The following is a 25,467-nucleotide window of genomic DNA, read 5'->3' as shown; positions in this document are numbered from 1 at the left end:
GCGCCGCCCAGGCCAGCGGCCCTGCCGGCCCTCGGGCCGACGCCGATCGCAGCAGCGGCAGACACCACCGTGGCGGGTGGAGCCGCGATGGCGGGTGGCGCCCCAAGACGATCGCGAGGGCGATCGCGCCGGCCGACTGCACGGACATGACGGGCTGAACCTTCGAGTGAACAGGGCCGCAGGGCGGGTCCGAATCGGCGCGCCCGTGCGGAGAGCGTCTGCCAGCATGCCATGCGCCGATCACATTTCGCATGCGCAGTGCAACAGTGTGTGATGCCTCTCCGGGGTGCCGGAGCCCGGTCGCGCCAAGCCGAACGTGCTCGGCCGCCCCCGACCGGATTTCACCCGGACGGCGGAACTTCCGCCCTACTCCGGGCCCGCCTGTTCGGCCACCGCCGGCTCTTTGGCAACCGCAGGTCCCGGCTCCACCGTCGCGTCGCCCACCGCGACCCGGACGGCATCCCGCAGTCCGTGCGCCGGGTGGAAGCGGCTGGGCCCGGCGGCCGGGTCGGCCCGCAGTTCCTTGACCAGTGAGACGCAGAGAGCCAGCATCACCACCACGAACGGCAGTGCGACCAGTACGGTCGCGTTCTGCAGCGCGGTCAGGCCGCCCGCCAGCAGCAGTGCGGCGGCCACACCACCCATGAGCAGGCCCCAGACCACCACCAGCCAGGTCCGAGGGTGCAGCGAGCCGCCGCTGCAGAGCGAGCCGAGTACGAGCGAGGCCGAGTCGGCGCTCGTGATGAAGTACGTCATCACCAGAAGCACGCAGACCACGCTGGTCACCGAGCCCAGCGGCAGCGACTTCATCATCTCGAAGAGCGAGGCCTCCGGACCCTGTGCGATGGTGCCGACCAGGTCGGCCGCGCCGGTCGCGCTCAGCCGGATCGCCGTGCCGCCCATGACGCAGAACCAGATGACCGTGGCTCCGCTCGGCACCAGCAGCACGCCGACCAGGAACTGGCGCACTGTCCGGCCGCGCGAGATACGGGCGATGAAGGTGCCGACGAACGGCGCCCAGGAGAGCCACCAGGCCCAGTAGAAGATGGTCCAGGTGCCGAGCCACTTCTCGTCGGTGAACGCGCTGGTCTGGGTCGCCAGCGGCAGCAGGTCGTGTAGGTAGCCGCCGACGGTGGCCGGGATCGCGTCCAGGATGAAGACCGACGGGCCGGCCACGAAGACGAAGACCATGATTGCCGAGGCCAGCACCACGTTCGCGGTGCTGAGCCACTTGACGCCCTTGTGGACACCGGAGAACGCGGAGAGCACGAAGGCGGCGCTCAGCGAACCGATGATGATCAGCTGGACGTTCTGCGTGCTGCGCACCGAGGAGATGAAGCCGAGGCCGTCGGCCACCTGGAGTGCGCCCAGGCCCAGGCTGGTCGCGGAACCGAAGACGGTGGCGAAGACGGCGAGCAGGTCGATCGCCCGCCCCGGCCAGCCGTTCGCGCCGCGCTCGCCGATCAGTGGGACGAAGGCGGCGCTGATCCGGTTGCCCCGGCCCTTGCGGAAGGTGGTGTAGGCGAGCGCGAGGCCGCTGACGGCGTAGATCGCCCAGGGGTGCAGCGTCCAGTGGAAGAGCGAGAACTCCAGCGCCGACTGTGCGGCCGCCGGCGTCTGCGGGGTCAGACCGGAGCCGGGCTGCGGCTCGGCGTAGAGCTGCAGTGGCTCGCCGACGCCGTAGAACATCAGGCCGATGCCCATGCCCGCACTGAACATCATCGCGATCCAGGCCAGCGTGCTGAACTCGGGGCGCTCCTCGTCCCGGCCCAGCCTGATCCGGCCGAACCGGCTGACGGCGAGCAGCACGGTGAGCACCAGGAAAACGTCCGCCGCGACCACGAAGAGCCAGCCGAAGCTGTGCAGCACCCAGGCGAGCGCGGTGCTGGAGGTGCGGCCGAGCGAGTCCTTGGCGAAGACGCCCCAGGAGACCACGGCGAGTACCAGGACGGCGCTGATCCCGAAGACCACCCGATCGGTGGGGAGAGTGGCCGTCGGGTGTTCCGGATGATTTGTCACATATCGCACCATCTCTGGCAGTCCACGCGGACAGCCGCCGACGCGCGGGCTCCGTCCGAGGCTCGCGTCGGCTCACCTCGGCCTGCGGCGGCCTGCGTTCCCAGCGGGACGGGCCCTATCGCTTGCGTTCGCGCAGCAGTGTCTCCTGCACTGCCGAGGCGACCAGCACGCCGTCCTGGTCGTAGAACTCACCCATCGCCAGCCCGCGCCCGTCCCCGGCGGACGGGCTGCGCTGGGCGAACAGCAGCCAGTCGTCCGCGCGGAACGGTCGGTGGAACCACATCGCGTGGTCCAGCGAGGCGAGTGCGACCCTGGTCGGCTCGCTGCGCTGGAACCGGTGCGGCTGCAGGTGCAGCGCGGTGGTGGAGGCCAGCGTCAGGTCGGACAGGTAGGTCAGCGCGCAGGCATGGACGAGCGGGTCATCGGTCGGCAGTGGCGAGCCGGTGCGCAGCCAGACGAACTGCTGCGGCACGCCGGGGATCTCCGGCGGCAGGCCGGGCGCGCCGGTCGGGACGAAGCGCAGCTGCAGCGAGTGGAAGTCGCCGGCCCGGTCGAAGTCCTCGGGCGCGGCCTGGGCCCAGACCGGCAGCGGGTCCGGCAGCTCGCTCGGGCCGGGCACGGGCGGCATGGTGCGCTGGCGCCCGGTCGTCTCCTCGGGCCGCTTGAACGAGGCGGAGAGCGTGAAGATCACCTCGTCGCGCTGGACGGCCGTCACCCGGCGGGTGGCATAGCCGAGGCCGTCGCGGACCCGGTCCACCTCGTAGGTGATCGGGCGGCTCGGGTCACCGGGGCGCAGGAAGTAGCCGTGCAGCGAGTGCACCCGGCGCCACGCGGGCATCGTCCGGCCCCCGGCGGTCAGTGCCTGGGCGGCGACCTGGCCGCCGAACGCGCGCATCGGGGCGCCGGCGTGGCACCGGCCACGGAACAGGTTCTCGTCCAGCTGCTCGATCCGCAGCAGGTCGAGGAAGCCGCCGCCGTCCGGGGCGGCCGGCGGGGCCGCCGCCTGTGGGGTCTCGTCCCGGGCCGGTGCGTCGGTCATCCGTTCATCCTGGCAGAACCGGGTGGACGGCACAGTGAGCTGGGTTACTCACCGGTTCGACCGGAATGTGTACATAAGGTGATCAAAGCTTGCCAACAGGGCTGATCGAGCCAATTGAGCCGCATCAACCGAATTCGACAGATCACTCACTGGAGCCGCCGTGCTGCACCTGCGCCTGATCGTCCCCGCCGAGCTGCGCCGGCCGGTGCTCGACGTGCTGCGCGGCAGTGTCGGCGTGACCCACCTGATCGTGCTGCCCGACAGCGCGCTGAGCCCGCCGGGCGACGTGCTGATGTGCGACGTGGCCCGTGAGGCGGCGGACGAGGTGCTCGGGCAGTTGCGCGCCATCGGACTGCCCGAGCGCGGTGCGATCGACGTCTCCCGGCTCGACCTGGCGATCTCGACGGCGGCCGACGAGGCCGAGCGCCGGGCGCCGGGCATCGGGGCGGACGCGCTGGTCTGGGAGACCGTCACCGAGGTGACCCACGAGGAGTCCTCGCTCTCCTACACCTACCTGGTCTTCCTGACGGTGGCCACCATGCTGGCCGCCTGCGGGGTGGTGCTGGACAGCGCGGTGCTGATCGTCGGCGCGATGGTGGTCGGGCCGGAGTTCGGTCCGCTGGCCGGCCTCAGCGTGGCGCTCGTGCAGCGCCGGGCCCGGCCGGCGTGGCGCTCGCTGACCGCCCTGGTCGTGGGCTTCGCGGTGGCGATGGCACTCACGGTGCTGTTCGCGCTGATGATGGACGGCCTCGGCCTGTTCACCGAGACGGAGTTCGGCGGGCCGCGGCCGAACACCTCGTTCGTCTGGCAGCCGGACGCGCTCTCGTTCGTGGTGGCGTTCCTGGCCGGGATCGCGGGCGTGCTCTCACTCACCTCGGCGAAGTCGGGCGCGTTGGTGGGCGTGGCGATCTCGGTGACCACGGTCCCGGCGGCGGCCAACGCGGCGGTCGCGCTGGCCTTCGGGAAGGTCGCGCAGTGGCGCGGGTCGAGCGTTCAGCTCGGGCTCAACCTGTCCGGGATCGTGCTCGCCGGGGTGCTGACGCTGCTGGTGCAGCAGGCGGCGTGGCGGGACCTGCTGCGCCGCCACGCCGCCCGTACGACCGTGCCGTCCGCGCCGTCCGAGTGAGCGCCGCCGGTGGGGCGGGCTCCCGAGCCGACCGGCTCCGGTCAGGCGGGCACCTCGTCGTCGTGCGCCCGCACCGCCGCCGCGACCGGCTCCGGCGCCAGCGGCTCGCCGCTGGTCGGCGTCGCCGCGACCGCGCGCCACCAGAGTTGCAGCGCCGGTGGGTCGGCGGGCTCGAACGGTACCCCCGGGCGCGGCATGGCGACGGTGGCGGCGAGCGCCTGAGCCGCCGTCACGGTCCGCTCGGCCGGCTCCTCCCACGGGTGCTGGGCGAGGTTGAAGGTGGCCCAGTGGATCGGCAACAGGAGCTCGCCGCGGACGTCCAGGTGGGCCCGGACGCCCTCCTCGGGGGTCATGTGCACCTCGGGCCAGAAGCCGCTGTACGCGCCGATCTGCATCATCGTCGCGTCGAACGGGCCGAGCCGTTCGCCGATCTGGCGCATGCCCGGGAAGTACCCGGTGTCGCCGCTGTGGAAGATCCGGTGCTCGGGGCCGGCCACCGCCCAGGAGGCCCAGAGCAGGTGCGGGTTGGTCTTCGGGCCGCGGCTGCAGTAGTGCCGGGCCGGCGTCGCGGTCAGCGTGAGCCCGGCCACCCGGGCCGACTCCCACCAGTCCAGCTCGGTGATCCGGTCGGCCGGCACGCCCCAGTGCTCCAGGTGCGCGCCGACGCCGAGCGGGACGGCGAACTGCGCGCCGGTGCCGATCAGCGCGCGGATGGTGGTCATGTCCAGGTGGTCGTAGTGGTCGTGCGAGATCACCACCAGATCGACCGGGCCCAGATCGGCGAGTCGGATCGGCACCGGGTGCAGCCGCTTCGGGCCGATCCCGGGGAAGGGCGAACAGCGCACGCCCCAGACCGGGTCGAAGAGCACCCGGCGGCCGTCCAGCTCGGCGAGCACGGTGGCGTGGCCGAGCCAGCTCAGACGCAGGCCGGACGCGGGCGGCAGGCTGAGTTCGGTGGACTTCAGCGGGTGCACCGGGATCGGGCCGGCGGGCACCCGGCGGGTCCGGTCGGCGGTCAGCTGGGCGCGGGTGATCTCCAGCGGGGTGCGCTCGTAGACCAGTCGGCGGGTCGGCACCGGGTTCTGGAAAGCGCCGTCCCGGAAGTTCGGGCTGCGCAGGATGCGCGCCAGCCGCTCGCCCGCGGGCTCGGCGCCGAAGGCATCCGTCCGGGCCCGGCGCCAGCCGGCGATCGTCAGGTCGCGCAGACGGGCGGCTCGGGGAGACGGAGAGCTGGGGACGGAGCCGAGCACGGCGCCTCCTAAAGACGGGACGCCGGCGGGGCGTCAGCGGCACGACGCTGAGCGGGCACCGTGGCCACGTGCCCGCTCGGTACGATCAACACCTCATCGGGAGACTACCGGTCAGCCCTGCGCCGGGCGCGTCGGATCCGCTGACGGCCCGCCGTTCGAGGTGCCCCCGTTGGAGGTGCCTGTCGTTCGAGGCGCCGCGACGGACCGTCAGGCGTGGAAGAACCGGGTGATCGCCTCGGCCACGCAGTGCGGCTTGGCGCTGCCTTCGCTCGTGATGGTGTAGCGCACCACGGCCTGCCGGCCGCCCGGTACCTCGGTCACCGAGAGCAGCTCGGCGGTGGCCCGGATCGGGGTGCCGACCGGCAGCGGCGCGGGGAAGCGCACCTTGTCGGAGCCGTAGTTCACGGCCATCCTGACCGCGCCGACGCTGAAGCACTCCTTCGCCAGGATCGGGATCAGCGAGAGCGTCAGGTAGCCGTGCGCGATCGGGCCGCCGAACGGGCCGGACTTGGCCCGCTCCGGGTCCACGTGGATCCACTGGTGGTCGCCGGTCGCCTCGGCGAACAGGTTGACCTGCTCCTGGGTGACCGTGTGCCATTCGCTGCTGCCCAGCTCGGTACCGACCGCTGCGGTCAGCTCGTCGAGGGTGGCGAAGTTCGTCATGCTTGCGCTCCTGAGGGCCGATGGACTCCGGGATGGGCGGACGCCCTGCCGTCCGTTCCCGGGAGCGTAGCCCTATCGGCCGCTCAGGTGACCGGTGGGTAGCTCTTGCCCGGTGGCGGGCGCAGCAGTGGGCGGCAGCAGGCGGCGGCCGGTGAGCAGCTCGGGGGTGAACAGGACGAACATCGGCTCCGGATCGGCCACCCAGAGGCCGGGGCCGCTGCGGAGCAGCTCGCCGCGCAGGTCGGGTGCGCGGACCACCTCGGTCCGCCCGTGCGCCAGCACGCTCCAGCCGGTGCGGCTCGGCTCGTCCAGGTGGTCGGCCTGGAACGCGGTGACCGTGCCGTCCAGCGCCCGGGACCGGGCGCTGTCGGCGAGCAGCGCGAGCACCAGCCGGTCGTCCGCCCTGACCTCGAAGAGCACCGGCAGAACGGCCGGCAGCGCGTGCTCGGTGTACACGAGGCGCCCGATGGGCACGGTGCTGAGCAGCCGCAGGCACTCGGCCTCGCCCAGGTCCTCGATCCGGTCCGCATGGTCCATACCCCGATGGTGCGCTTGTCATGGGGTGGGCCAGTAGGGCCCATGGTCCCGGAACGGGCCGGGTGATGCCGCCGGTGCCGCCAGGGCTGCTGGTGCCGGCGGCGCCGGCCGAAGCTCCGGGCTGGGGCAACCTGGTCCGGACCTGGCCACCCGATCGTGGGTGATCTGGCGCATTCCCGCACGTTCTCGGCGGTACTGCGGCAGAGTGGCGGCCGCGGGCCGCGCGTCCTGCTGGTGGGCATCGGTGGCTCCGGTGGCACCGACGGCGTCCACCGCGTCACGACGCGGATCGGCACGGGAATGGCAGGCATCGGTGGCAGCGGTGGGCACCGGTCGGAGCGGCGGCCGCGCGGCGGTACGTACGGCGGCACGGCGGCAGACAGCGGGTGGGATGGATGAGCACGGCGACGAGGGGTACGGGAATGACCGGTGGGGTGGAACTGGTGGTGATCGGCGCGAACGGCGGGCCGGAGCGCAGTTACGGCGGCTCCGCGCAGGCCGCTCAAGGCGCCGCGGTGCTGGCAGAGGCGCTGCCTGCGGTCTGCTTCGACACCGGCAACCGGGGCAGCCGGCTCACCGTGGTGCCGGCGGAGGCGGACGCCAACACGATGCTCACCGCGCTGCGCGACGCGGCCCGGCAGGACGGCCGCTGGCTGGTGGTCTGCCTGCTCGGGCAGCTGGTCTCCGACCCGCGCGGCCGCCGGCTCGCCCTGGTCACGGCCGGCAGCACGCCGGAGAACGCCTACCGGCGCGGGCTGGCCTGGGACTGGGTGGTGAGCACCATGGTGCACGGCTCGCAGGAGGAGGCACTGCTGCTGGTCGACGCGGTGGCCGCGCCGGAGACCTGGACGGCGATCGGTGGGCTGGACGGCGACCAGGGGGTGGCCGAGTTGCTCGCCCACTCGCGGGTGCCGCTCTGGGGACGGGTCGGTCCGTACCCGGGCGGGCGGCGCGGCAAGTCGGCCGTGCTGCCCGGTGGCGAGGGCTCGTTCAGCTGGGCGCTCGGCCGGGTGCTGGCGCGCGGTGTGCCGGGCGCGCCGCCCGCCGTCGGCCCGGCTGACCTGCAGCCCGCCGTCGCCGCCGAACTCGCGTGGGGTGAACTCGCATCGGGGATCGAGGCGAGACTCCTGGTACCTCCTTCGGGTGGCCGGTTGTTGATGCGTAATCGGGCCGCGGTGCGGGGCGCATTGGCCGGATTGTCTGTTTCTGAAGAACTGTTGGCGGTCCTGTGGCGCGAAAGCACCCCAACGGATCCGCCTTCCGCGTAAGGTCAGGGGCCCAGGGTGTTGCCGAGAGCGGGCGAGTTGGCGAAGAATCGGTCACCGCACCGCACAACGGCATAACATCGGCATCTGACAGGATTTTTCTGCCAACTTTTGCCAACTTCGGCCAGCCGTAGAGCAGTCGGCGACAAGGTGGGGCTATGCGCCGTAGCAGGGCTTTGTTACGCCTCCGGGCGATTGGGGTCGGTGCGGCGGCTCTGCTCACACTTCTGGCGGCCGGCTGCGCCACCTCTGCCGGCTCGGCGCAACAGCTCTCAACTGCTGTTCCGGGTGCGGGAGGCGGGGCCGCCGCGGCACCTGTGCCGGGTGTGAGTCCTGGTGCGTCGGGGAGTTCGACTGCCGACGGTGGTTCGACCGGTGACCCGAGCATCGCGGTCGGCAGTGCACCGACCAGCGTGGCCGATCTTGCCGTCGCGCGCGAGGTGGTGACGGCCTATCAGGCATGGTGGGCGGCGCAGGTGCAGGCCTACAACGGTAATGATCCGAGTGGCGTCGAAGTGCGGCTCTACTCCGGCGGAACGGCGCTCGCGAATGTGCTGGTGAGCCTGCATTCCCTGCACGACGCAAAGCTCGTGATGACCGGAACCCCAGTCAATTCCCCGGTGGTGCAGAGCGTAAACACCACCGCGAGTCCACAGTCCGCGGTGATCGCGGATTGCGTGGATGTCAGTGGTTGGCATCAGGCCGATGCCGCGAACGGAACGCTCAAGGACCCGCCGCAGCGGCTCACCCGCTATCCGGCGCAGGTCGTGCTGCGGATCATCGGCGATACCTGGAGAGTGGCCGAGTTCAACCGTGAGGCAGGTCGGACATGTTGAGGGCAGTACGTCGTTATGGTGGCCAACTGGTGCTGCTGACCGGCCTGGTGGCCGGCGCCACGGTGCCGGCGCAGGCCGACCCGAGCCCGGGCCCGAGTGCCTGGATCAACCCCTGCACGGTGACCGCGATCTGCATCGGGATCCAGGACCCCGGGACGGGCGGTTCGACCGGGACCACCGGGGGTTCGACCACCGGCGGCAGCAGCACCGGCGGTTCGGGCAGCAGTACTCCCACGATGTGCACGTACCAGACCAAGCAGTACCCGTGCTGGGATCCTGAGCTGGGCATGTTCAACACCGACGACGGCCTCTACTACGACCCCGAGCAGCCGCCCGACTCCGGCGATCAGGCATGGGCCGGCCACACGTTCCCCATCGGCACGGTCTACCAGAAGTTCGCGCCGCCGCCCGGGCTGACGCTCCTGGGGAGCGTGTACGACCCGAAGCTGGCCGCCAACCCGCCGCCGCCGGACCCGGGGACCGCCGCCGCGTACGCCGTCGGGCTGCTCCGGTTCGTCCGGCCGGTTCCGCACAGTGCGCCGCCCGGCAGCGCGGTGGTCGGGATGCCGGTCTGGCTCTGGTACGAAACCTCGGACGCCACCAAGGCGGTGACGGCCGGGCCGCAGAGCAAGACGGTGGACAGCACGGCCGGCGCGGTCACCGCCACGGCCACGCTGTCGGACGTGAGCTGGGATCTCGGCTACAAGGACGCCGCCGGGAAAGAGGTGACGAAGGACTGCCCGACGGCGACTCCTGGAGCTCCGTACGCACCCGGAACAACACCTAGGGACGCGTGCATCGCCACCTTCGACAAGCTGTCGGCGACGGCAGGCAGCGTGCCCACCACGCCGGCCACTGCGACGCCGTCCGGCTCGGCTGGGTCGGCGGGTGGCAGCACCGTCAAGAGCTTCGCCCTGACGGTCACCGAGAGCTGGCACGTCCACGCGACCCTCGCGCCGGGCGGTACGGCCGTCGGGCCGGACTTCACGTTCACGGTCTCCAGCCAGCCGATCCAGCTCCAGGTGGACGAACTGCAAGTGCTCAACTGACGCACCCGCGCCGCCGCTCCACCGTCCGCACCAGGCACTCCACACCACGCACTCCGAACAGCGCACCGAACACCCAGCACCGCGCACTCCGCACCGATCGCCAGAAAGGCCGAAGTCCGATGGAGAACCGCACCTTCCCGTCGCCGACACTCGGCACGTCAGCACCCGGCTACCGCGCCGACCCGGCGGCCACGTCCGGTGGTTCGGCGCGGGGCGAGGGATCCTCGGGCCGTCCGGTCGCACCCTCGCGCTCGCTGCGGGCCCGCCGGCGTCGGCCGGCGGTGATCGCGATGGCCGCCGCGCTGATCGCGGCCGGCGGGCTCGGCGGCGCGGTGCTCTACAACAGCACCGGGCAGCGGATCGCCGTCCTGGCGCTGGCCCGTGACGTCCCGTACGGCCAGGCGCTCACCCCCGCCGACCTGGTCGTCGCGCGGATCGCCAGCGACCCGGCGCTCGCGCCCGTCACCGCTGCCGACCGGGACCTCGCGGTCGGTCAGCGGGCCACCACCGACCTGCACCGCGGCGCGCTGCTGCTGGTCGCCGACCTCACCCGGGCGCTGGTCGTGCAGCCGGGGCAGCAGGTGGTCGGGCTGCCGGTGCACCGCAACCAGCTGCCGGCGGAGGGCGTGCAGGTGGGGCAGCAGATCGAACTCGTCTCGACCGACACGGCGACCGGCACCACCCCGCACGGCCCGGACATCATGACCGCGATCGTCGCGAAGGTCGGCCTGGCCGACGGGGACAGCCAGGTGATCGACCTCGCGGTCCCGCCCGCCGACGCGCCGAAGCTGGCGCTCTGGGCCGCGGTCGGCCATTACCAGGTCATCTCGGCCCCGAAGGCCGGTGCGCCGGCCGGCGGTGCGTCGGCGGGGGCCTCGGCCGGTGCGTCCGCCGGTGCCTCGGCTTCGCCCGGTGGTTCGGCATCGGCGACACCGTCCGGCGCGAACCCGTCGAGCGGCTCGGGCGGGGGTGCCTGATGGCGGTGATCGCGGTCACCGGTGGTCCCGGCGCTCCTGGGGCCACCAGCACCTCACTCGCGCTGCTGCTCTCCTGGCCGCTGGCCGCCGGGCGCAAGGCGCTGCTGGTCGAGTGCGACCCGGATGGCGGAGCGGTGCTGGCCGGCGCGCTGGAGGGCAGGGTCGAGGCGGTGTACGGGCTGCGCAACCTCGCGATCGCCGACCGGCGCGGCTTGCTCGCGCAGAGCCTCTGGGACCAGCTCGTCGACGTCTCACCGGCCGGTGACGGGGTGCGGCTGCTGCTGCCCGGGCTGACCGATCCGGCCCAGGCGGCCGGGCTCGCCTACACCTGGGAGCCGCTCGTCGAGACGCTGCGCGCGCTGGACGCGCGGGGCTACGACGTGCTGCTCGACCTCGGCCGGTCCGGCGCGCAGGGCGCCGGCGCGGTGCTCGCCCGGCGGGCGGACGCGGTGGTCACGATCGTGCGCACCACGCTGCGCGGCCTCAGCTCGGCCCGGCCCCGGCTGGCCGCGCTGCGGGCCGACCTGGAAGCCGCCGGCAGCGGCGCCGACGCGCTCGGCCTGCTGCTGATCGCCGAGGGGCCGTACCCGGCGGCGGACGTCATCCGGGAGTTCGACCTGCCGGTGCTCGGCCTGCTGCCGTTCGCGCCGCGCACCGCCCGGGTGCTCTCGGACGGCGGGGACAGCACGGACCGGCGGTTCATCAGGTCCGAGCTGATGCGCACCGCGCGTACGGCGGCCGACCAGATCCAGGCCGTGGTGCAGCGCCGGCGCGCCCGGCTGGAGGCGCCGGACAGCGCGGGCACGGCGGAGACCGCCGGCGCGCCGGCCGGGCCGCGCGAGGAGCCGGGCGGACGGGGGTACCCGGCGCCGTACGAGCCCCGCTACCAGACGCCCCACGGGCCCGCGGAGGCGCAGCAGATTCAGGGGCAGCAGCAGCCTCAGGGACAGCAGCAGTCGCAGGGGCAGCAGGCGTACGGACAGGCGTACGCGCCGCCGTCCGGCGAGGTCTATCTGCCGCCGTCCGCCGACGCCGAGCAGCAGCCGTACGGCGGGGGAGCCGGCTATCAGCCCGGGCAGGCGTACGCACCGCCGTCCGGCGAGGTGTACGCACCCCCGGAGGAGCAGCAGACCATGGCGTACGGGCCGATGGACCAGCAGGGCGTGCCGTACGGGGCCACCGGGGTGACCGGGTCCTCGGTGTACGCCCCGCAGGCCGCGCCCGCGGTCGGTCAGGTGTACGTGCCGCGGACCGGCCCGGTCCTGGTGCACCCGGCGTCTGAGGAGTCGGCCCGGCCGTCCCCGACAGGACAGGCAGGACAGGCAGGACAACAGGCGCAGCCAGTGCAGCCAGCGCAGCCCGGACACCCCGGGCAGCCGTACCCGCCGCTCGCCGGGATAGCGCCGCACCCGGCGGTGCCCGAACAGTTCCGCGCGCCGACCGAGGCCGCCGAGACCCAGGGGGAGGTGCTCCGTGCGCGGTAGCCCGATGCGGGACCGTCCCGCCACCGATCCGGCTGTGGACGACGAGCCGCAGAGCCAGCAGGACCGGCCGCACACGGAGCCGGACGAACCGGCGGCGGGCCGGCGCCCGGGTGTGCCCCGGTTCAGCACGCCGGGGCTGCCGACTCCTGGCCTGTCGACTCCTGGCCTGTCGACTCCCGGTCAGGTGATCCCCGGCCCGGTCCGTCCCGGCACGCACCCGGCCGGCCAGCCCTCGGGCCGGCCCACGAGCCTGCTGCCGAACCAGCCGTGGGCCGCGCCGCCGCAGGCCCACGCGCAGCCCCAACCCCCGTACGCGCAGCCGCAGGCCGTCCCGTTGACGGCTGTCCCGCCGTCCCGGCCGGTGCCGTCCGCGCCGGCGCCCGCGCCCGCCGGCGCCGCCGCCGTGGGCCCCGGCGGCCTGCCGGTGCTGCCGAGCCTGGACCCGTGGGGCGCCGGCACCGCGCCGGTGCTCGACCCGCAGGTGGTGCGCGAGCTCAAGCGCCAGGTCGCCGCCGATCTGCACCAGCAGCTCGCCGGGCTGACCTTCGGCCAGGGCGCGGACGCCGACCGGGCGACCCGCCGTCAGCGCGGCCGGGCGCTGATCGAGGAGGCCGTCGCCCGCTGGTCCGACGGGTACGCGCTCGCGCACGGCGTCAGCCCGACCAGGGAGCACGACCGGGCGCTCGCCGAGGCCGTCTACGACCTGCTCTTCCGGGCCGGCCGCCTCCAGCCGTACCTGGACGACCCGGAGATCGAGAACATCCTGATCAACGGCTGCGACGACGTCTGGATCTCCCGGGTCCACCAGCCGTTGCGCAAGGTCCCGCCGGTCGCCGAGACCGATGCCGAACTCATCGAGCTGCTCCAGGACCTGGCCCGCCAGCACGGTGGCGGCGAGCGCAGCCTGAGCACCGCCAACCCGACGCTGGCGCTGCGCCTGGAGGGCGGCATGCGCCTGCAGGCGATGACCGAGGTGACGCCGCGCCCGTACGTCGCGATCCGCCGCCACCGGGTCGCCTCCGCGACGCTCGCCGACATGGTCGCGCTCGGCACCGTGGACTCGACGATCGCGGCCTTCCTGGCCTCGGCGATCCGGGCCCGCAAGAACGTGATGATCACCGGCACCCAGGGCGTCGGCAAGACCAGCCTGCTGCGCGCGATGGCGGCCGAGATCCCGCCGGACGAGCGGATCGGCACGCTGGAGTCGGAGTTCGAGCTCTGGCTGCACACCCTCGGCCACCTGCGCCAGGTGGTGCCGATGGAGGCGCGGGAGGGCAACGGCGAGCGGATCGACGGCAAGTCCGCCGGCGAGCTGACGATCGGCGAGCTCATCCCGGCCGCGCTGCGGATGACGCTCTCCCGGATCATCGTCGGCGAGGTTCGCTCCGGCGAGGTGGTGCCGATGCTGCGGGTGATGACCAACGGCGAGGGCGGCTCGATGTGCACACTGCACGCCCGCGGCCCGCACATGGTGATCGACCGGATCGCCGAACTCTGCCTGGAGTACGGCGCGCACATGACCGACACGCTCGCCTACCGGCTCACCGCCAACGCGGTGGACCTGATCGTGCACGTGTCGATGGTGGACGAGACGGCTGTCGGCGGGCGGCGCCACCGCTTCGTCTCGCACGTGCTGGAGGTCACCGGCCTCGGTGAGCACGGCCGGCCCGCGCTGAACACCGTCTTCGGCCCGCGCCCGGATCTCGGGGAGCCGCGGGCCGTGCCGCACACGCCGCCGAACTGCCTGGACGACCTGCGCCGGACCGGTTTCGACGCGGGGCTGCTGCAGTCCGCGTACGGCAGTTGGAGCGCACCGCTCGCGCTGCGGATCGGTGGGCTGCGCTGATGTTGCTCTTCGCGCTGTGCGGACTGCTGCTGGCCGGCGGGCTGGTGGGGCTGGTCGTCGGGCTGCGCGGTTCGGCCGACACCGAGCCCGCCGCGCCCAGTCGGCTGGGTCTGCGGCTGCACTCGTTCTGGTACGGCGGCCCGGGGAGCGGGACGCCCGGCACGGCCCGACTGCGCCGGGTCCAGCTCGCCTTGTCGCTGATGGCCGGGCCGGCCGCCTGGCTGTTCACCGGGATCCCGATCACCGTGGTCTTTGCGCCGCTGCTGGTCTTCGGGGTGCCGTGGCTGATCGCGGTGACCCGTTCGGACACCCGGCAGATCGTCCGACTGGAGGCGCTGGCCGACTGGACCAAGCGGCTCTCCGACGTGCTGCTGCTCGGCACCGGGCTCAACCAGGCCCTGGTCACCAGCCGGCGCACCGCCCCGGCCGCGCTGCGCACCGAGATCGAGGACCTCGCCGACCGCCTCCAGGCGCGCTGGCGAGCCGAGGACGCGCTGCGCGTCTTCGCCGACGAGCTCGACGACGCTACCGCGGACAAGGTGCTGGCCGCCCTGCTGCTGCGGGCCGGCGACTCGGGCCCCGGGCTGGCCCGGGCGCTCAGCGACCTGGCCGACTCGGTCCGCGAGGAGGTCCGCCAGCGTCGCTCGATCGAGGCGGACCGGGCCAAGCACCGGACCACCATGCGGTGGATGATCATCATCATCCTCGGCGTGGTCGTGGTCGGCTCCTTCAACGCGCGGTACACCGCGCCGTACGCGACCTTCCTGGGCCAGATCGTGCTGAGCGTGCTGGTCGCCGCGTTCGTCGGCGTCATCGCCTGGATGCGCGCGCTGGCGGCCAACCCGCCGCTGCCCCGGCTGCTGGAGCGCGACCGGCGCAGCAAGGTCGGCGCACTGCCCGAACGCGGCGATGCGGCGGCGGAGTTCGGGAGCGCGTTGGTGGAGGAGACCCGATGATCTCGCCGTGGGCGATCCTGGCCGGCTGCGTGGTGGCCGCCGGCCTCGCCCTGCTGATCGCCGAACTGCGGCCGGCGCCGCCCGACTTGGGACAGGCACTGGAACGGCTGCACCGGACGCCGGTGGAGCACCTGGCGACCGTCGTCGACGGTGAGGAGAAGTGGTACGACCGGATGGGCGACCGCTCGCTCGCGCTGGTCGGCTCACGGGTACCGCTGCGCTCGCTGGCGCTGATCGGCCGTACCCCCGCCCGGTTCATGGCGCACAAGCTGCTCTTCGCGCTGATCGGCCTGATGCTGCCCGGTTACATCACGGCGATGGCCGCCGCGGCCGGCCTCAACCTGCCGTTCGCGCTACCGGTGGTGCTCAGCCTCGCGCTGGCGGTCGGCGGCTGGCTGCTGCCGGACGGGATCGTCCAGGGCGAGGCCAAGGAGGCCCGCACCGAGTACCTGCACGGCATCGCCGCGTACCTCGAACTGGTGGCGCTGGAGCGGGCTTCGGACCACGGCCCGGCCGAGGCGATGCGCCGCGCGGCGGCGGTCGGCCGGGGCAACGTCTTCCGCCGGATCCGGGACGCGCTGGACCGGGCGGCCACCGACCGGCTGCCGCCCTGGGAGGGGCTGGAGGCGCTGGCCGAGGAGCTGGGCCTGACGCCGCTCCAGGACGTCGCCGACATCATGCGGCTCTCCGGCACCGACGGTGCGGCCGTGTACGACACGCTGCGGGCCCGGTCCAAGGCCCTGCGCGACGAACTTCTCGCCGACGAGCAGGCCAAGGCCGGCTCCAGCAGCGAGTTGATGGTGGCGCCGGGCGCGGCGCTCACCATGCTCATGACGGTCCTGATCGTCTTTCCCGCGCTGTACCAGATGCTCCATGCGTTCTGACATCACGTCCGGCCCACCGGATCCCCGTCCTCAGAAGAGAGCGAACCATGAAGAACCTGCGCAGTCTGTGCCTGCTGCTCCTGGTACCGATGCTGTTGCCGCTGCGGCTGCTTGCGACCATGATGCCCGCCCGTGTCGGACGGCTGACGAAGGCGCGCGGCGAGGGCGACCGCGGTGCGCTGAGCATCGAGATGGCGCTGATCGTGATCGTGGTGATCGCGATCGCCGGCGGCGTGCTGGCCGCGGTGTCCACGCTGGGCGACAAGGTCACCAAGACCGTGCCCACCACGCTGCCCAACAACATCACCACGTCCCAGCCGGCCGCCCCCGCCGGCAACTGAGTCGGCGCCAGGGTCCGGGCCGCCGGGAACGCGATCGCGGGGTCCTCGCCCTCTCGTTCGCGATGGTGTTCCCGGCGGTGCTCTTCGTCGTCCTGCTCGTGGTCCAGGCCGCGCTGCTCTGGTACTCGGACAGCGTGGCCCTGGCCGCGGCCCGGGAGGGTGCTGACGCGGGACGCGTGGTCGGCGGCAGCGACGACGCCGCGGTGCAGCGGGCCCAGGCCTTCGCCGACCAGTGCAAGAGCGTGCTCGGCACCGCGACGGTGGACCAGCCGGTTCACACGCCGGCGGGCGTCCCAGCGTCGATCACGGTCACCGTGCACTTCCACCCGCTGATCCTGCTGCCCTTCTTCGACGGCATGACCGTCTCGCAGAGTGCGCAGGCGCCGATGGAGAGGTACGTCGACCAGCCATGAACGAGCGACGGCGGGGTGACGCGGCGGACCCGCGGGCAGCGGACCGCGGCAGTCTGGCGATCGAGGCGGCGATCCTGGTGCCGGCGGTGCTGCTGTTCGTCGGGCTGGTGATCGGCATCGGGCGGCTGGAGACGGCCGGCAGCGCCTTCGACCAGGCGGCCCGGACCGGTGCCAGGGCCGGCTCGCTGGACCGTTCGGATGCCTACCTGGACGTCGCCACGAGCGCGGCCACCGAGGAGTTGAAGAACCAGGGCGTCGACTGCCAGCACCCGACAGTGCACGCGCGGCTGACGAAGATCTACGCGGGAACGGCCGTCGGGCCGCTCGATGCGGTGAAAGTGACCGTGAGTTGTGAGGTTCCGGTGGATGATCTCTTCTCCCAGTGGGAAGTGGCCAGGGTGCCGGTGAGCGGAACCTTCACCTCGGTGATCGACCGCTTCCGGGCGAAGTAGCGCACGTGGCACCGACAGTGGCGCTGGCGGCGCAGGGGCAGTGCAGTAGCAGTAGTGGGTAGCAGGACACCGTTCGCCCGGGGAGGGGATGTGAGGGTCCGTCGGGGGGGCCGCGACCGCGGCACCATCTCGATCTTCGTCGCACTCAGCATGTTGCCGATTCTGCTGTTCAGCGGCATCGTGCTGGACTGCGGCGGCCAGTTGCGTGCCGAGGAACGGGCGGACGCGCTCGCCGAGGAGGCGGCGCGGGTCGGCGGCCAGCAGATCGACCTGGACGTGCTGGACAGCACCGGGGCGATCCAGATCAAGCCTGCGGACGCCGTGGCCGCGGTGACCGCCTACCTCGCCGGCTCCGGGCTCACGCCCGTCACGACGACCACCCCGACCAGCGTCTCCGTCTCCGTCACCGGCACGTACCCGACCGGCCTGCTGGCCCTGTTCGGGAATCCGACCCTCGGCGTATCCGGCTCCGGCGTTGCCACGCTGGTGCAGAACAACCAGAAAGTGGGGCCCTGATGGCCGCGCCACGAGCCAAGGTGCACGCTCGTCCTGGCGGCTCGGCCGCGGGCCGTGGCCCGGACGGTGGCGCGGGCACCTCGCGCCCCTCCTGGGGCACGCCGCGCGGCAGTGCCGCCCGCCCGCCGGGCCGTCGGCGCAGTCCGCTGCGCTCGCTGCCGGCCGCGCTCGGCGCGCTGCTGTTGCTGGCCCTGCTGCTGGTCGGGGTGCCCGCGCTGCTGCTGGACGGTATGCACGCGGTCGCCGGGATGGGCGGGGAGGGGCACCGCAGTCTGCGCGAGCTGCTCACCACGCCCGACGACGGGCGGCTCTTCCTCTGGGCGCTGGTCGGGATCGGCTGGATCGGCTGGGCGTGCTTCGCCTTCTCGGTGCTGCTGGAGATCCCGGCGCAGCTGCGCGGCCGGGTTTCACCGCGGCTGCCGGCCTTCGGGTGGAGCCAGCGGATGGCGGCCGGGCTGGTCGGCGCGGTGCTGGCGCTGCTGCCGGTGGCCGGGGCGTCGTTCGCCGCGACCGCCGGGCCCGGGCAGCTGACCTCGGTCACCGCGCCCGCGCAGCTCGCCGCCGCGCCGCAGTTCGCCGCGCTGGCCGCCGGGCCGGTCGGCTCGCCCACGCTCGCGTTGCCGGCCGCGGATCCGCAGCCGCAGCAGCCCACCTACACGGTGAAGGACAGCCGGCCCGCGGACAGTCTCTGGTCGATCGCCGAGCGCCAACTCGGCTCCGGGGACCGCTGGCAGGAGATCGCCAAGCTCAATGCCGGCCGCACGATGGACGGTTCGGGAACGGTCTTCGACGCCGACCGGCCGATCCAGCCGGGTTGGCAGCTCTTCATGCCGGCCGGTGCCAAGCCGGACGGCGCCGCGCCGGCTCCGGCCGCCGCCCCGGCCCCGGCGGCCGCGCAGCCGTCCGGGGGAGCGGGGGGCGCGAGCACGGTGACGGTCAAGGACGGCGAGTCGCTCTCCGGGATCGCCCAGCGGGAGCTGGGGAGTTCGGACGCCTGGCCGAAGCTCTTCGACGCGAACAAGGGCGTGCAGGCGCCGGACGGCGAGCGGCTGACCGACCCGGACGTGCTGGTGCCGGGCATGGTGCTGGTGATCCCGGGGGCGTCGGCCCCTGCCGCGGCGCCCGCGCCCGCTCCGGCACCCGCACCTGCGCCCGCGCCTGCCGCTTCGGCGCAGGCCGCACTGCCCGCCGGACCGTCCGCCACCGCGCCGGTCGAGCAGCTGCCGCCGCACCCGGTGCCGCGGGCGGCACCGGTGACCGCCCCCGAAGCCGCCCCGCACGCGGCAGCGTCTGCCGACTCGGCACCGCACGTATCCGCCGATGCGGCGCCGCACGCCTCCGCCGACCCGGCGCCGCACGCGTCTGCCGATGCCGCCCCGCACGCCTCCGCCGACACCGCCCCGCACGCGGCCCCCGACGCGGCGCCCAAGGTGGCGGCCGAACCCGTCGCCAAGGCCGAGGATCCGAGCGGTGACTACACCGCCGCGCTCGCCGCCTCCGGCGTCGGCGTGCTGCTCGCCGCCGTCCTGATCGGAGCCGTGGCGCACCGGCGCGGCGCGCAGCTGCGGGCCCGCCGCCCGCGGCACCGGATCCCGATGCCGGCGGTGCCCGCCGCGACCTTCGAGTCCGAGCTGAGGGCGCGTCAGAGCAGTGCCGGGCTCGACCTGCTGAACCGGTCGCTGCGCACGCTTGCCCGTAACGTCACCCGCACGGGCAAGCGGCTGCCCGCGCTCGCCGCGGTGCGCGTCACCGTCGGCGGCACGGTCGAGCTGCACCTGGCGGCCGCCGCCGCCCCGATCGCGCCGTTCCGCGCCGCCCACGCCGCGAACGTGTGGTGGTGCTCGGCGGACAGCACCGACCTGCTCTCCGTCCAGCAGGCCGCCAAGGTGCCGGCGCCGTACCCGGCGCTGGTCACCCTGGGCACCGCGGCCGACGGTGCGGCGGTGCTCGCCGACCTGGAGACGGTCCGGCTGATGCACCTCTCCGGTCACCCCGACGATGCGCGCGGCGTGCTGCGCACCATCGCGCTCGAACTCGCCCACAGTCCGCTCGCCGACCGGCTCAACCTGCACCTGATCGGGTTCCCCGACGATCTTCCGGTCTCCGACACGGTGGTCGACCGGGTGCACCGCTACCCGACGCTGGAGGCGGCGCTCACCGCCCTCGCACCGCGGACCGCCAAGGCCAGGGCCGGCCTGCTCGCCGCCGGCGCCACGCACCCGCGCGACGCCCGCAGCCGCGGCCACGCGGACGAGTCCTGGACGCCGGAGATCGTGCTCTCGGCCCAGCCGCCGATCGGCGACGTGCCGGCGGAGCTCGGCCGGCTGCTGGACGGCCGCCCGCGCACCTGCCTCGCGGTGATCGCCCGGGCGCCCGAGCGCGGCGCCGGGCCGGTGGCCCGCTGGACGCTGCCGAGCACCGGCCCCGCCACCCTGCCGGGCCTGCACCTGTCGCTGCAGCTCCAGCGCCTGACGGACGAACAGTACGGCCACTGGACCGAGTTGATCCGCAGCACCGGCTCCTCGGCACAGCAGCCGGCGCCCGCCTGGACGCTGGACGGCGAGGAGCTGGAGCCGGCCGACCTGCCCAAGCCCGTGCCGGTGCTGGCCGGGGTCGGTGCGCTGGGCTCGGCGGCCAGTGCGCCGTTCGTCGGCGCCTCGCTGCCGGACGGTGAGACGGAGGTCGGGCCGCGGCTGGTCGCCCGGCTGATCGGTACCGGCAGCAGCCCGTTCGCGACGATCAACCCGGCCTCCGCGCCGGTCTCGGCGATCTCGCCGGTCATGCCCGTGTTCCCGGTGCCGCCGATGCCTACCGCGATGACCGGTGCTGACGTGCCGTCATATCCGCCCTCTCTGCCCTCTCTGCCCTCGGCCGAGTCCAACGGGTCCCGGCACAGCTTCAACAACCGCGGTCTGCAGGCGACCAGTCAGCCGACCACGCCGCAGCCGCCCGCCGAACTGCCGCCGACGGACGGCCCGTACCCGGCCGAACCGCCTGCCGAGTCGGCCGTCGAACCCTTCACCGAGCCGCCCACCGACCCGTTCGCGGTCCCTCCCACCGAGCCCCCCGCCGAGCCGCCGACCGAGCCCACACAGGACGCGGTTACGCCGGAGGCTCCCTCTCCGGCCCCCTCGCCGGGCCCCGAACCCGTCCCGACCCACGACATCGCCCCCGCCGCCACACTCGCCGACCCACGCGTCCCGTTCCGTCCGGAGCCCGTCCCGGCCACCGCGCCGCACGGCACCTCCGCCACGCTCGTCGCCCCCGGCCCCGCCATCACCCGCACCGATGCCGACGACCTGCTCGCGATCCTCCGCTCCCCGGAGGCGCATGCGATCCGCACCACGCCGCGGATCCGGCTGCTCGGCCCGGTCGACGTGCTCGGCGCGACCGGTCCGGCCGACCCGGCCACCGTCCCGGCGCTGACCGAACTCGCCGCCTACCTGGCGCTGCACCCGGGCAGCGACGGCGCCACCATCGAAGGCGTGCTGCGCCCCGGCGACCACGCCCGGCCCGACCAGGCCGCGCCGGTCTCGCTCGCCGACCTGGCCGGCTGGGTCGGCAGCGACCCCGACGGCCGCGCCTTCCTGCGCCAGGACACCCCGGACAGCGCCACCTTCGCACCGACCGTCACCTGCGACTGGGACGAGTTCCGCAGTCTCTACCGCCGCGGCATGCGCAGCACCAGCACCACCGCCGACGCGGCCCTGGCCCACGCCCTCGCCCTGGTCCGCGGCGCCCCGTTCGCCGAGGCCTCACCGATCGGCTACGGCTGGGCGGAGGCCGACCGCCAGGACATGCTCGCCACCATCGTCGACACCGCCCACGAACTCGCCGCCCGCCGCCTCCAGTACGGCGACCACCGCTGCGCCGAGGCCGCGGTCTTCCGCGGCCTGGCCGTCGCCCCGGACGTCGAACTCCTGCACCGCGACCTCTTCTACGCGTACGCCTCGGCCGGCGCCCGCGACCAACTCCTCAAGGCCGTCAACCGCCTGGACGCCCTCAGCCGCCGCACCGGCCGCAGCCTCGACCCGGACACCGTCGCCCTCCTGCGCGACCTGCTCGCGAGCCCGTGAGCCGATGATCGCTCTGAAGGGTCCGGGAGGTAGCCGGTCCGGTTGGAGAACGGGCCACCACCCCGGGTAATGCCGACTGTCGCGCTTGTCGAAGGCGTCGCAGAGGACGAGGTGATCCGTCGGCTTGGCGGTCTTCCAGAGTCGGCCCGGCCGATGACTGTGCGGCAGGCGCTGGAGTTCGCTGGTGGAACTCGCGCCGCTGACCTGGTCGGGGTGGGAGCGCTGGGCGGCTTGGTCTTCATCGTGGAGGACAGCCGTACCTCCGCAGTGCCCGGCGTCCTCCGGGAGTTGTCGAAGGGCGAACGGGTGTTCAGCGTCAGTAGCGACGTGAACGGTGGCGAAAGGATGGGCTACGCGGTCGACGGCGACCTGGTGGACCCGGAGCCGGGAGCCGCTCCTTGGCCGCGCCCTCGCCGACGTGTCCGGGCGGGCCCGGATATGGGTGCTCCCCGCCTCGGGCGAGTCGAGGCGGGGAGCAGGGGGTCACGCCGGCTTCCGGTGAGTCGTCAGCTCACGTTGAAGGCGGTGTCGTCGAGTACGAAGGAGGTGGAGTAGTAGGCGTTCTCGTAGCCGGTGAACTTCAGCGTGACGGTCTGTCCGGCGTAGGCCGACAGGTCGAAGCTGTGCTGTGCGTAGCCGGTGTTGGCGTCGAGGTTCGAGTAGGTGTGCAGCGTGCTGAGCACGGTGCCCGCGCTGTTCAGGACCTGGACCTTGAGCGTGTGGTAGGCCGTGGTGGTGCTGGGGTCGGTGGTGTCCACGTGCAGCCAGAAGCTCAGCTGGTAGTTGCTGCAGCCGCTCGGCACCGTGACGGTCTGCGCGAGCGTGTCGGTGGTCGTGGTGCCGTAGCCGTCCAGCCAGGCGTCCCAGCTGCCGCTGTGCGGCGGCTCGCTGCTGCTGTTGCTGATCAGGCCGGAGGAGGCGGTCCACGGCGAGGCGCTACCGGTCTCGAAGCCGGGGTTGCCCAGCAGCTGGGCCGAGGTGCAGCCGCCGGAGGGGGACTTCATGGTCCAGCTGAAGGTGGTGGATCCGGTGGCGCCGGTGGTGTCCTTGGCGGTGACGGAGGCGGTGGAGGCGCCGGCGGTGGTGGGGGTGCCGGAGACGAGGCCGGTCGAGGAGTTGATCGAGAGGCCGGCGGGCAGGCCGGTGGCGCTGTAGGTCAGGGTCTGGCCGGAGGCGCTGTCGGCCGCGTTGATCTGCAGGCTGGTGACGGTGCCGACGGTGCCGGTCTGGGTGCCCGGGTTGGTCACGGTCACGGTGTTGCCGGCGGCGACGGGGTTGACCGTCCAGCTGAACGAGGCGGAGCCGGACGGGCCGGTGGAGTCCTTGGCGGTGACCGAGACGCTGGAGGTGCCCGCGGCGGTCGGGGTGCCGGAGATGAGGCCGGTCGAGGAGTTGATCGACAGGCCGGCCGGCAAACCGGTGGCGCTGTAGGAGAGCGTGCCGCCCGCGGTGTCGGTCGCGTTGATCTGCAGGCTGGTGGCGGTGCCGACGGTGCCGGTCTGGGTGCCCGGGTCGGCCACGGTCACGCCGGCGCTGCTGGTCTGGTTGAAGTCGGCGGTGAACGTCGCCTCGATGCCGTTCAGCACGGCCGGGTCGCTGATGATCAGGCCCAGCTCGCGGTTGGAGTTGAGCGAGTTGTCGGAGAAGTTCTCCGAGCCGGCGAAGACCTTCGCGGTCGAGGTGCCGTAGTCGGCGACGATCGCCTTGGCGTGCACGTAGAAGCCGGTGGAGCTGGTGTAGGTGGTCACCTTGCCGCCGGCCGCGGTGACCTGGTTGAGCTCCGAGGTGTAGGTGGAGTTCTCGTTCTCCGCGACCACCCGGACGGTCACGCCGCGCTGCTCGTCCGCGACGATCGCGTTGACCAGGGCGGTGTCGCCGAACTCCTCCTCCTCGACGTCGAGGCTGTGCTGGGCGCCGTTGACCAGCGCGAGCAGGTGCGACTGCGAGTCGGTCGGCGACCAGACCAGGTCGTCGCCGTCGCTCGGCGTGATGGAGGTCTTCGCGTAGTCGGCGTTGAAGACCGCCTCGATCGCGGAGACGTCGTTCGCGTCGTTGTCGAAGACGCCGTAGTCGCGCGAGGTCGCGTAGTACACCGTGTCGAAGTTGCCGGTGCTGATGTAGGACTTGGCGCCGTTCACGGTGATCGTCTTCTGGTGCGTGTAGACGAAGGCCGAGGAGGAGTACGTGACGCCGACGCCGCCCGCCTGGAGCGCGCTGTACGCGGCGGAGTTCACCGAGGTCTGCTTCGCGTCCATGATGACGCGGACCGGTATGCCGGCCTTCTCCTTCGCCACCAGGTCGTTGACCAGCGTGGTGTCGCGGAGCTCGTAGATCGTCACATCGATCGACTTGGTGGCCGAGTTGACGAAGTCGTAGATCGCGCTCTCGCCCTGGTCGGGCAGGACGACCAGCGAGTACGGGCTGGCCGCGTGTGCGGCGGTGACGGGGACCAGCACCGTGGCAGCGGTGGTGACGCCAGCGGCAATGGCGAGTCTGAGACGGCGGGTGACGCTCATTCAGGTGCCTCCGGACGGGGGAGTCGGGCGGGAGCAACGCGCGTAGCGCCTCCCAGTAAGGCACGGCATCTGACGCCGAGTGAAGCCCGCGAACATGACAAAATCCTGAACAAACGATCTACCGTGGTGGCCTGTTGCGGGCGCCGCCGAGCAGTGCGCGGTCAGTGCCCGGTCGGTGCCAGGGCCCAGTCGATGGCGGAGAGCGTGCCCATCGACAGCAGCGTCGACCAGAGCACCGAGTCGCGCGGCAGCGCGGTGCTCAGCCCGTACTGGCGGGCGTAGATGAAGACGTTCTGCGCGGTCGGCAGCGCCGAGCAGATCACCACCGCGAGCAGCTGGTGCGAGGTCAGGTGCAGCACCAGGCTGCCGACGGTGTAGGCGACGAGCGGCTGCACCAGGTTCTTCGTGACGACGGCGACGCCGAGTTCGCCGCGCTGCCGCGTCGGCGTGACGTCCGCCGCGCCGGGCCTGGCGTGCAGCGACATGCCGAGCGTGACCAGCGCGGCCGGCACGCCGGCGCCGCCGAGCAGGTCACAGGAGTGCCCGAGCGCGGTGGGCAGCCGCCAGCCGGCGGCGGAGCACAGTGCGCCGAGCGCCGAGGCCAGGATGATCGGGTTGCGCAGCGGCAGCTTCAGCATCCGGCGGAGCTGGGTCCGCCGGTCGGTGGCGGCGGCGGTTCCGGCGTCGAGCGTGGCGAGGATGACCGGCGTCACCAGCAGCACCTGGAAGAGCAGCACCGGGCCGACGAACGAGGCGTCGCCGAGCACCTGCATCGCGACGGGTATCCCGAGGTTCGCGGAGTTCACGTAGCCGGAGGCCATCCCGCTTATCGCCTGGTCGGCGAGCGGGCGGCCGAACAGCCAGCGCCCGGCCGCCCAGCCGAGCAGCGAGGCGACCAGCGTTCCGGCGGCGAAGGCCAGCATCGAGGTGTTGGCGAAGGTCCGCAGCGGTGCCTTGGCGAGCATGCTGAAGAGAGCGGCCGGCATCGCGACGTGGAAGACGAACCGGCCCAGCACCGCCTCGGCCTCCGGGCCGAGCAGGCCGGTCCGGCCGACCAGGTAGCCGACGGCGGTGAGCAGCCAGATCGGCACGAAACCGGACAGCAGTGGCTGAAGCGAATGCATGGTTCCTCGGTTCGCCAGTGGGGTGCATGGGACACGTGGGACGTGGGACGTGTGCAGTCAACCAAACGGTCGGTCAGGAGCTGGCGCCGGATGCCTGG

The 25,467-nt window shown here is 73.1% G+C and carries 21 protein-coding genes; 14 read left to right on the top strand and 7 right to left on the bottom strand.

What is annotated here, in order from left to right; all coding sequences use genetic code 11:
* Positions 1–366 precede the first annotated feature (366 nt).
* Together AC060L_RS05295 and AC060L_RS05290 are read right to left on the bottom strand one after the other, a co-directional pair.
* Positions 367–2,031, bottom strand: a complete 1,665-nt coding sequence (locus tag AC060L_RS05295; protein ID WP_483797293.1) for a BCCT family transporter — start codon at positions 2,029–2,031, stop codon at positions 367–369.
* Positions 2,032–2,134: 103 nt separating this feature from the next.
* The gene (locus tag AC060L_RS05290) at positions 2,135–3,058 is read right to left on the bottom strand and encodes an acyl-CoA thioesterase (RefSeq protein ID WP_483797292.1); all 924 of its coding nucleotides are present in this window, start codon (positions 3,056–3,058) and stop codon (positions 2,135–2,137) included.
* Between the two features lie 160 nt (positions 3,059–3,218).
* Here AC060L_RS05290 and AC060L_RS05285 point away from each other — a divergent pair, with 160 nt between their 5' ends.
* On the top strand, positions 3,219–4,184 hold the full coding sequence (locus tag AC060L_RS05285; RefSeq protein ID WP_483797291.1) for a DUF389 domain-containing protein: 966 nt from the start codon (positions 3,219–3,221) through the stop codon (positions 4,182–4,184).
* A 41-nt stretch (positions 4,185–4,225) separates the two neighbouring features.
* On the opposite strand, the gene AC060L_RS05280 is transcribed toward AC060L_RS05285, so the two are convergent.
* From AC060L_RS05280 to AC060L_RS05270, 3 genes are all read right to left on the bottom strand, one after another.
* Positions 4,226–5,434 (bottom strand): MBL fold metallo-hydrolase, encoded by a 1,209-nt coding sequence (locus tag AC060L_RS05280; protein ID WP_483797290.1) that lies wholly within the window; start codon positions 5,432–5,434, stop codon positions 4,226–4,228.
* 207 nt (positions 5,435–5,641) lie between these two features.
* Positions 5,642–6,097: a MaoC family dehydratase gene (locus AC060L_RS05275; protein ID WP_483797289.1), complete on the bottom strand. Its 456-nt coding sequence runs from the start codon at positions 6,095–6,097 to the stop codon at positions 5,642–5,644.
* Between the two features lie 72 nt (positions 6,098–6,169).
* Positions 6,170–6,634, bottom strand: a complete 465-nt coding sequence (locus AC060L_RS05270) for a pyridoxamine 5'-phosphate oxidase family protein (protein WP_483797288.1) — start codon at positions 6,632–6,634, stop codon at positions 6,170–6,172.
* Between the two features lie 422 nt (positions 6,635–7,056).
* On the opposite strand from AC060L_RS05270, the gene AC060L_RS05265 reads away from it, so the two are divergent.
* The 13 genes from AC060L_RS05265 (at position 7,057) to AC060L_RS05205 (ending at position 21,729) form a co-directional block, all read left to right on the top strand.
* Positions 7,057–7,902: a hypothetical protein gene (locus AC060L_RS05265; protein WP_483797287.1), complete on the top strand. Its 846-nt coding sequence runs from the start codon at positions 7,057–7,059 to the stop codon at positions 7,900–7,902.
* 410 nt (positions 7,903–8,312) lie between these two features.
* Positions 8,313–8,735, top strand: coding sequence for a hypothetical protein (locus AC060L_RS05260; protein ID WP_483797286.1), 423 nt, complete (start codon positions 8,313–8,315; stop codon positions 8,733–8,735).
* Positions 8,729–9,784, top strand: coding sequence for a hypothetical protein (locus AC060L_RS05255; RefSeq protein ID WP_483797285.1), 1,056 nt, complete (start codon positions 8,729–8,731; stop codon positions 9,782–9,784). Before AC060L_RS05260 ends, AC060L_RS05255 begins: the two co-directional genes overlap by 7 nt.
* Positions 9,785–9,903: 119 nt before the next feature.
* The gene (locus AC060L_RS05250) at positions 9,904–10,761 is read left to right on the top strand and encodes an SAF domain-containing protein (RefSeq protein WP_483797283.1); all 858 of its coding nucleotides are present in this window, start codon (positions 9,904–9,906) and stop codon (positions 10,759–10,761) included.
* Entirely contained in the window at positions 10,761–12,245 is a 1,485-nt protein-coding gene (locus AC060L_RS05245) for a CpaE/TadZ family protein (protein WP_483797282.1), read from the top strand. The genes AC060L_RS05250 and AC060L_RS05245 overlap by 1 nt, the downstream gene beginning before the upstream one ends.
* Positions 12,235–14,091, top strand: coding sequence for a TadA family conjugal transfer-associated ATPase (locus AC060L_RS05240; protein ID WP_483797281.1), 1,857 nt, complete (start codon positions 12,235–12,237; stop codon positions 14,089–14,091). Before AC060L_RS05245 ends, AC060L_RS05240 begins: the two co-directional genes overlap by 11 nt.
* The gene (locus tag AC060L_RS05235) at positions 14,091–15,047 is read left to right on the top strand and encodes a type II secretion system F family protein (RefSeq protein ID WP_483797280.1); all 957 of its coding nucleotides are present in this window, start codon (positions 14,091–14,093) and stop codon (positions 15,045–15,047) included. The genes AC060L_RS05240 and AC060L_RS05235 overlap by 1 nt, the downstream gene beginning before the upstream one ends.
* Complete coding sequence (locus tag AC060L_RS05230; RefSeq protein ID WP_483797279.1) at positions 15,044–15,931, top strand: type II secretion system F family protein; 888 nt, start codon at positions 15,044–15,046, stop codon at positions 15,929–15,931. The genes AC060L_RS05235 and AC060L_RS05230 overlap by 4 nt, the downstream gene beginning before the upstream one ends.
* Before the next feature lie 47 nt (positions 15,932–15,978).
* Positions 15,979–16,272 carry a hypothetical protein gene (locus AC060L_RS05225; RefSeq protein WP_483797446.1) on the top strand — a complete coding sequence of 98 codons (294 nt, stop codon included), beginning with the start codon at positions 15,979–15,981 and terminating at the stop codon, positions 16,270–16,272.
* Positions 16,269–16,685 carry a TadE/TadG family type IV pilus assembly protein gene (locus AC060L_RS05220; protein ID WP_483797434.1) on the top strand — a complete coding sequence of 139 codons (417 nt, stop codon included), beginning with the start codon at positions 16,269–16,271 and terminating at the stop codon, positions 16,683–16,685. Before AC060L_RS05225 ends, AC060L_RS05220 begins: the two co-directional genes overlap by 4 nt.
* Positions 16,682–17,137: a TadE/TadG family type IV pilus assembly protein gene (locus tag AC060L_RS05215; protein WP_483797278.1), complete on the top strand. Its 456-nt coding sequence runs from the start codon at positions 16,682–16,684 to the stop codon at positions 17,135–17,137. Before AC060L_RS05220 ends, AC060L_RS05215 begins: the two co-directional genes overlap by 4 nt.
* Positions 17,138–17,227: 90 nt before the next feature.
* Entirely contained in the window at positions 17,228–17,653 is a 426-nt protein-coding gene (locus tag AC060L_RS05210; RefSeq protein WP_483797277.1) for a pilus assembly protein TadG-related protein, read from the top strand.
* Entirely contained in the window at positions 17,653–21,729 is a 4,077-nt protein-coding gene (locus tag AC060L_RS05205) for a LysM peptidoglycan-binding domain-containing protein (protein ID WP_483797275.1), read from the top strand. Before AC060L_RS05210 ends, AC060L_RS05205 begins: the two co-directional genes overlap by 1 nt.
* A gap of 506 nt (positions 21,730–22,235) precedes the next feature.
* Here AC060L_RS05205 and AC060L_RS05200 read toward each other — a convergent pair.
* Together AC060L_RS05200 and AC060L_RS05195 are read right to left on the bottom strand one after the other, a co-directional pair.
* Complete coding sequence (locus AC060L_RS05200; RefSeq protein WP_483797273.1) at positions 22,236–24,245, bottom strand: putative Ig domain-containing protein; 2,010 nt, start codon at positions 24,243–24,245, stop codon at positions 22,236–22,238.
* A 161-nt stretch (positions 24,246–24,406) separates the two neighbouring features.
* Positions 24,407–25,369, bottom strand: coding sequence for an AEC family transporter (locus tag AC060L_RS05195; RefSeq protein ID WP_483797272.1), 963 nt, complete (start codon positions 25,367–25,369; stop codon positions 24,407–24,409).
* Positions 25,370–25,467: the final 98 nt, after the last annotated feature.

The organism is Kitasatospora sp. NEAU-69 (assembly GCF_057158765.1).
The sequence above is the reverse complement of the archived record's forward strand: the minus strand, read 5'-3'. Positions and strand labels throughout refer to the sequence as shown.

Excerpts from the sequence above, each read along its gene's own strand:
- AC060L_RS05255 (WP_483797285.1), top strand. The coding sequence starts at position 8,729 with ATGTTGAGGGCAGTACGTCGTTATGGTGGCCAACTGGTGCTGCTGACC.
- AC060L_RS05200 (WP_483797273.1), bottom strand. The coding sequence starts at position 24,245 with ATGAGCGTCACCCGCCGTCTCAGACTCGCCATTGCCGCTGGCGTCACC.
- AC060L_RS05265 (WP_483797287.1), top strand. The coding sequence starts at position 7,057 with ATGACCGGTGGGGTGGAACTGGTGGTGATCGGCGCGAACGGCGGGCCG.
- AC060L_RS05195 (WP_483797272.1), bottom strand. The coding sequence starts at position 25,369 with ATGCATTCGCTTCAGCCACTGCTGTCCGGTTTCGTGCCGATCTGGCTG.
- AC060L_RS05215 (WP_483797278.1), top strand. The coding sequence starts at position 16,682 with ATGAACGAGCGACGGCGGGGTGACGCGGCGGACCCGCGGGCAGCGGAC.
- AC060L_RS05275 (WP_483797289.1), bottom strand. The coding sequence starts at position 6,097 with ATGACGAACTTCGCCACCCTCGACGAGCTGACCGCAGCGGTCGGTACC.
- AC060L_RS05205 (WP_483797275.1), top strand. The coding sequence starts at position 17,653 with ATGGCCGCGCCACGAGCCAAGGTGCACGCTCGTCCTGGCGGCTCGGCC.
- AC060L_RS05230 (WP_483797279.1), top strand. The coding sequence starts at position 15,044 with ATGATCTCGCCGTGGGCGATCCTGGCCGGCTGCGTGGTGGCCGCCGGC.
- AC060L_RS05290 (WP_483797292.1), bottom strand. The coding sequence starts at position 3,058 with ATGACCGACGCACCGGCCCGGGACGAGACCCCACAGGCGGCGGCCCCG.
- AC060L_RS05225 (WP_483797446.1), top strand. The coding sequence starts at position 15,979 with ATGAAGAACCTGCGCAGTCTGTGCCTGCTGCTCCTGGTACCGATGCTG.
- AC060L_RS05270 (WP_483797288.1), bottom strand. The coding sequence starts at position 6,634 with ATGGACCATGCGGACCGGATCGAGGACCTGGGCGAGGCCGAGTGCCTG.
- AC060L_RS05235 (WP_483797280.1), top strand. The coding sequence starts at position 14,091 with ATGTTGCTCTTCGCGCTGTGCGGACTGCTGCTGGCCGGCGGGCTGGTG.
- AC060L_RS05295 (WP_483797293.1), bottom strand. The coding sequence starts at position 2,031 with ATGGTGCGATATGTGACAAATCATCCGGAACACCCGACGGCCACTCTC.
- AC060L_RS05245 (WP_483797282.1), top strand. The coding sequence starts at position 10,761 with ATGGCGGTGATCGCGGTCACCGGTGGTCCCGGCGCTCCTGGGGCCACC.
- AC060L_RS05250 (WP_483797283.1), top strand. The coding sequence starts at position 9,904 with ATGGAGAACCGCACCTTCCCGTCGCCGACACTCGGCACGTCAGCACCC.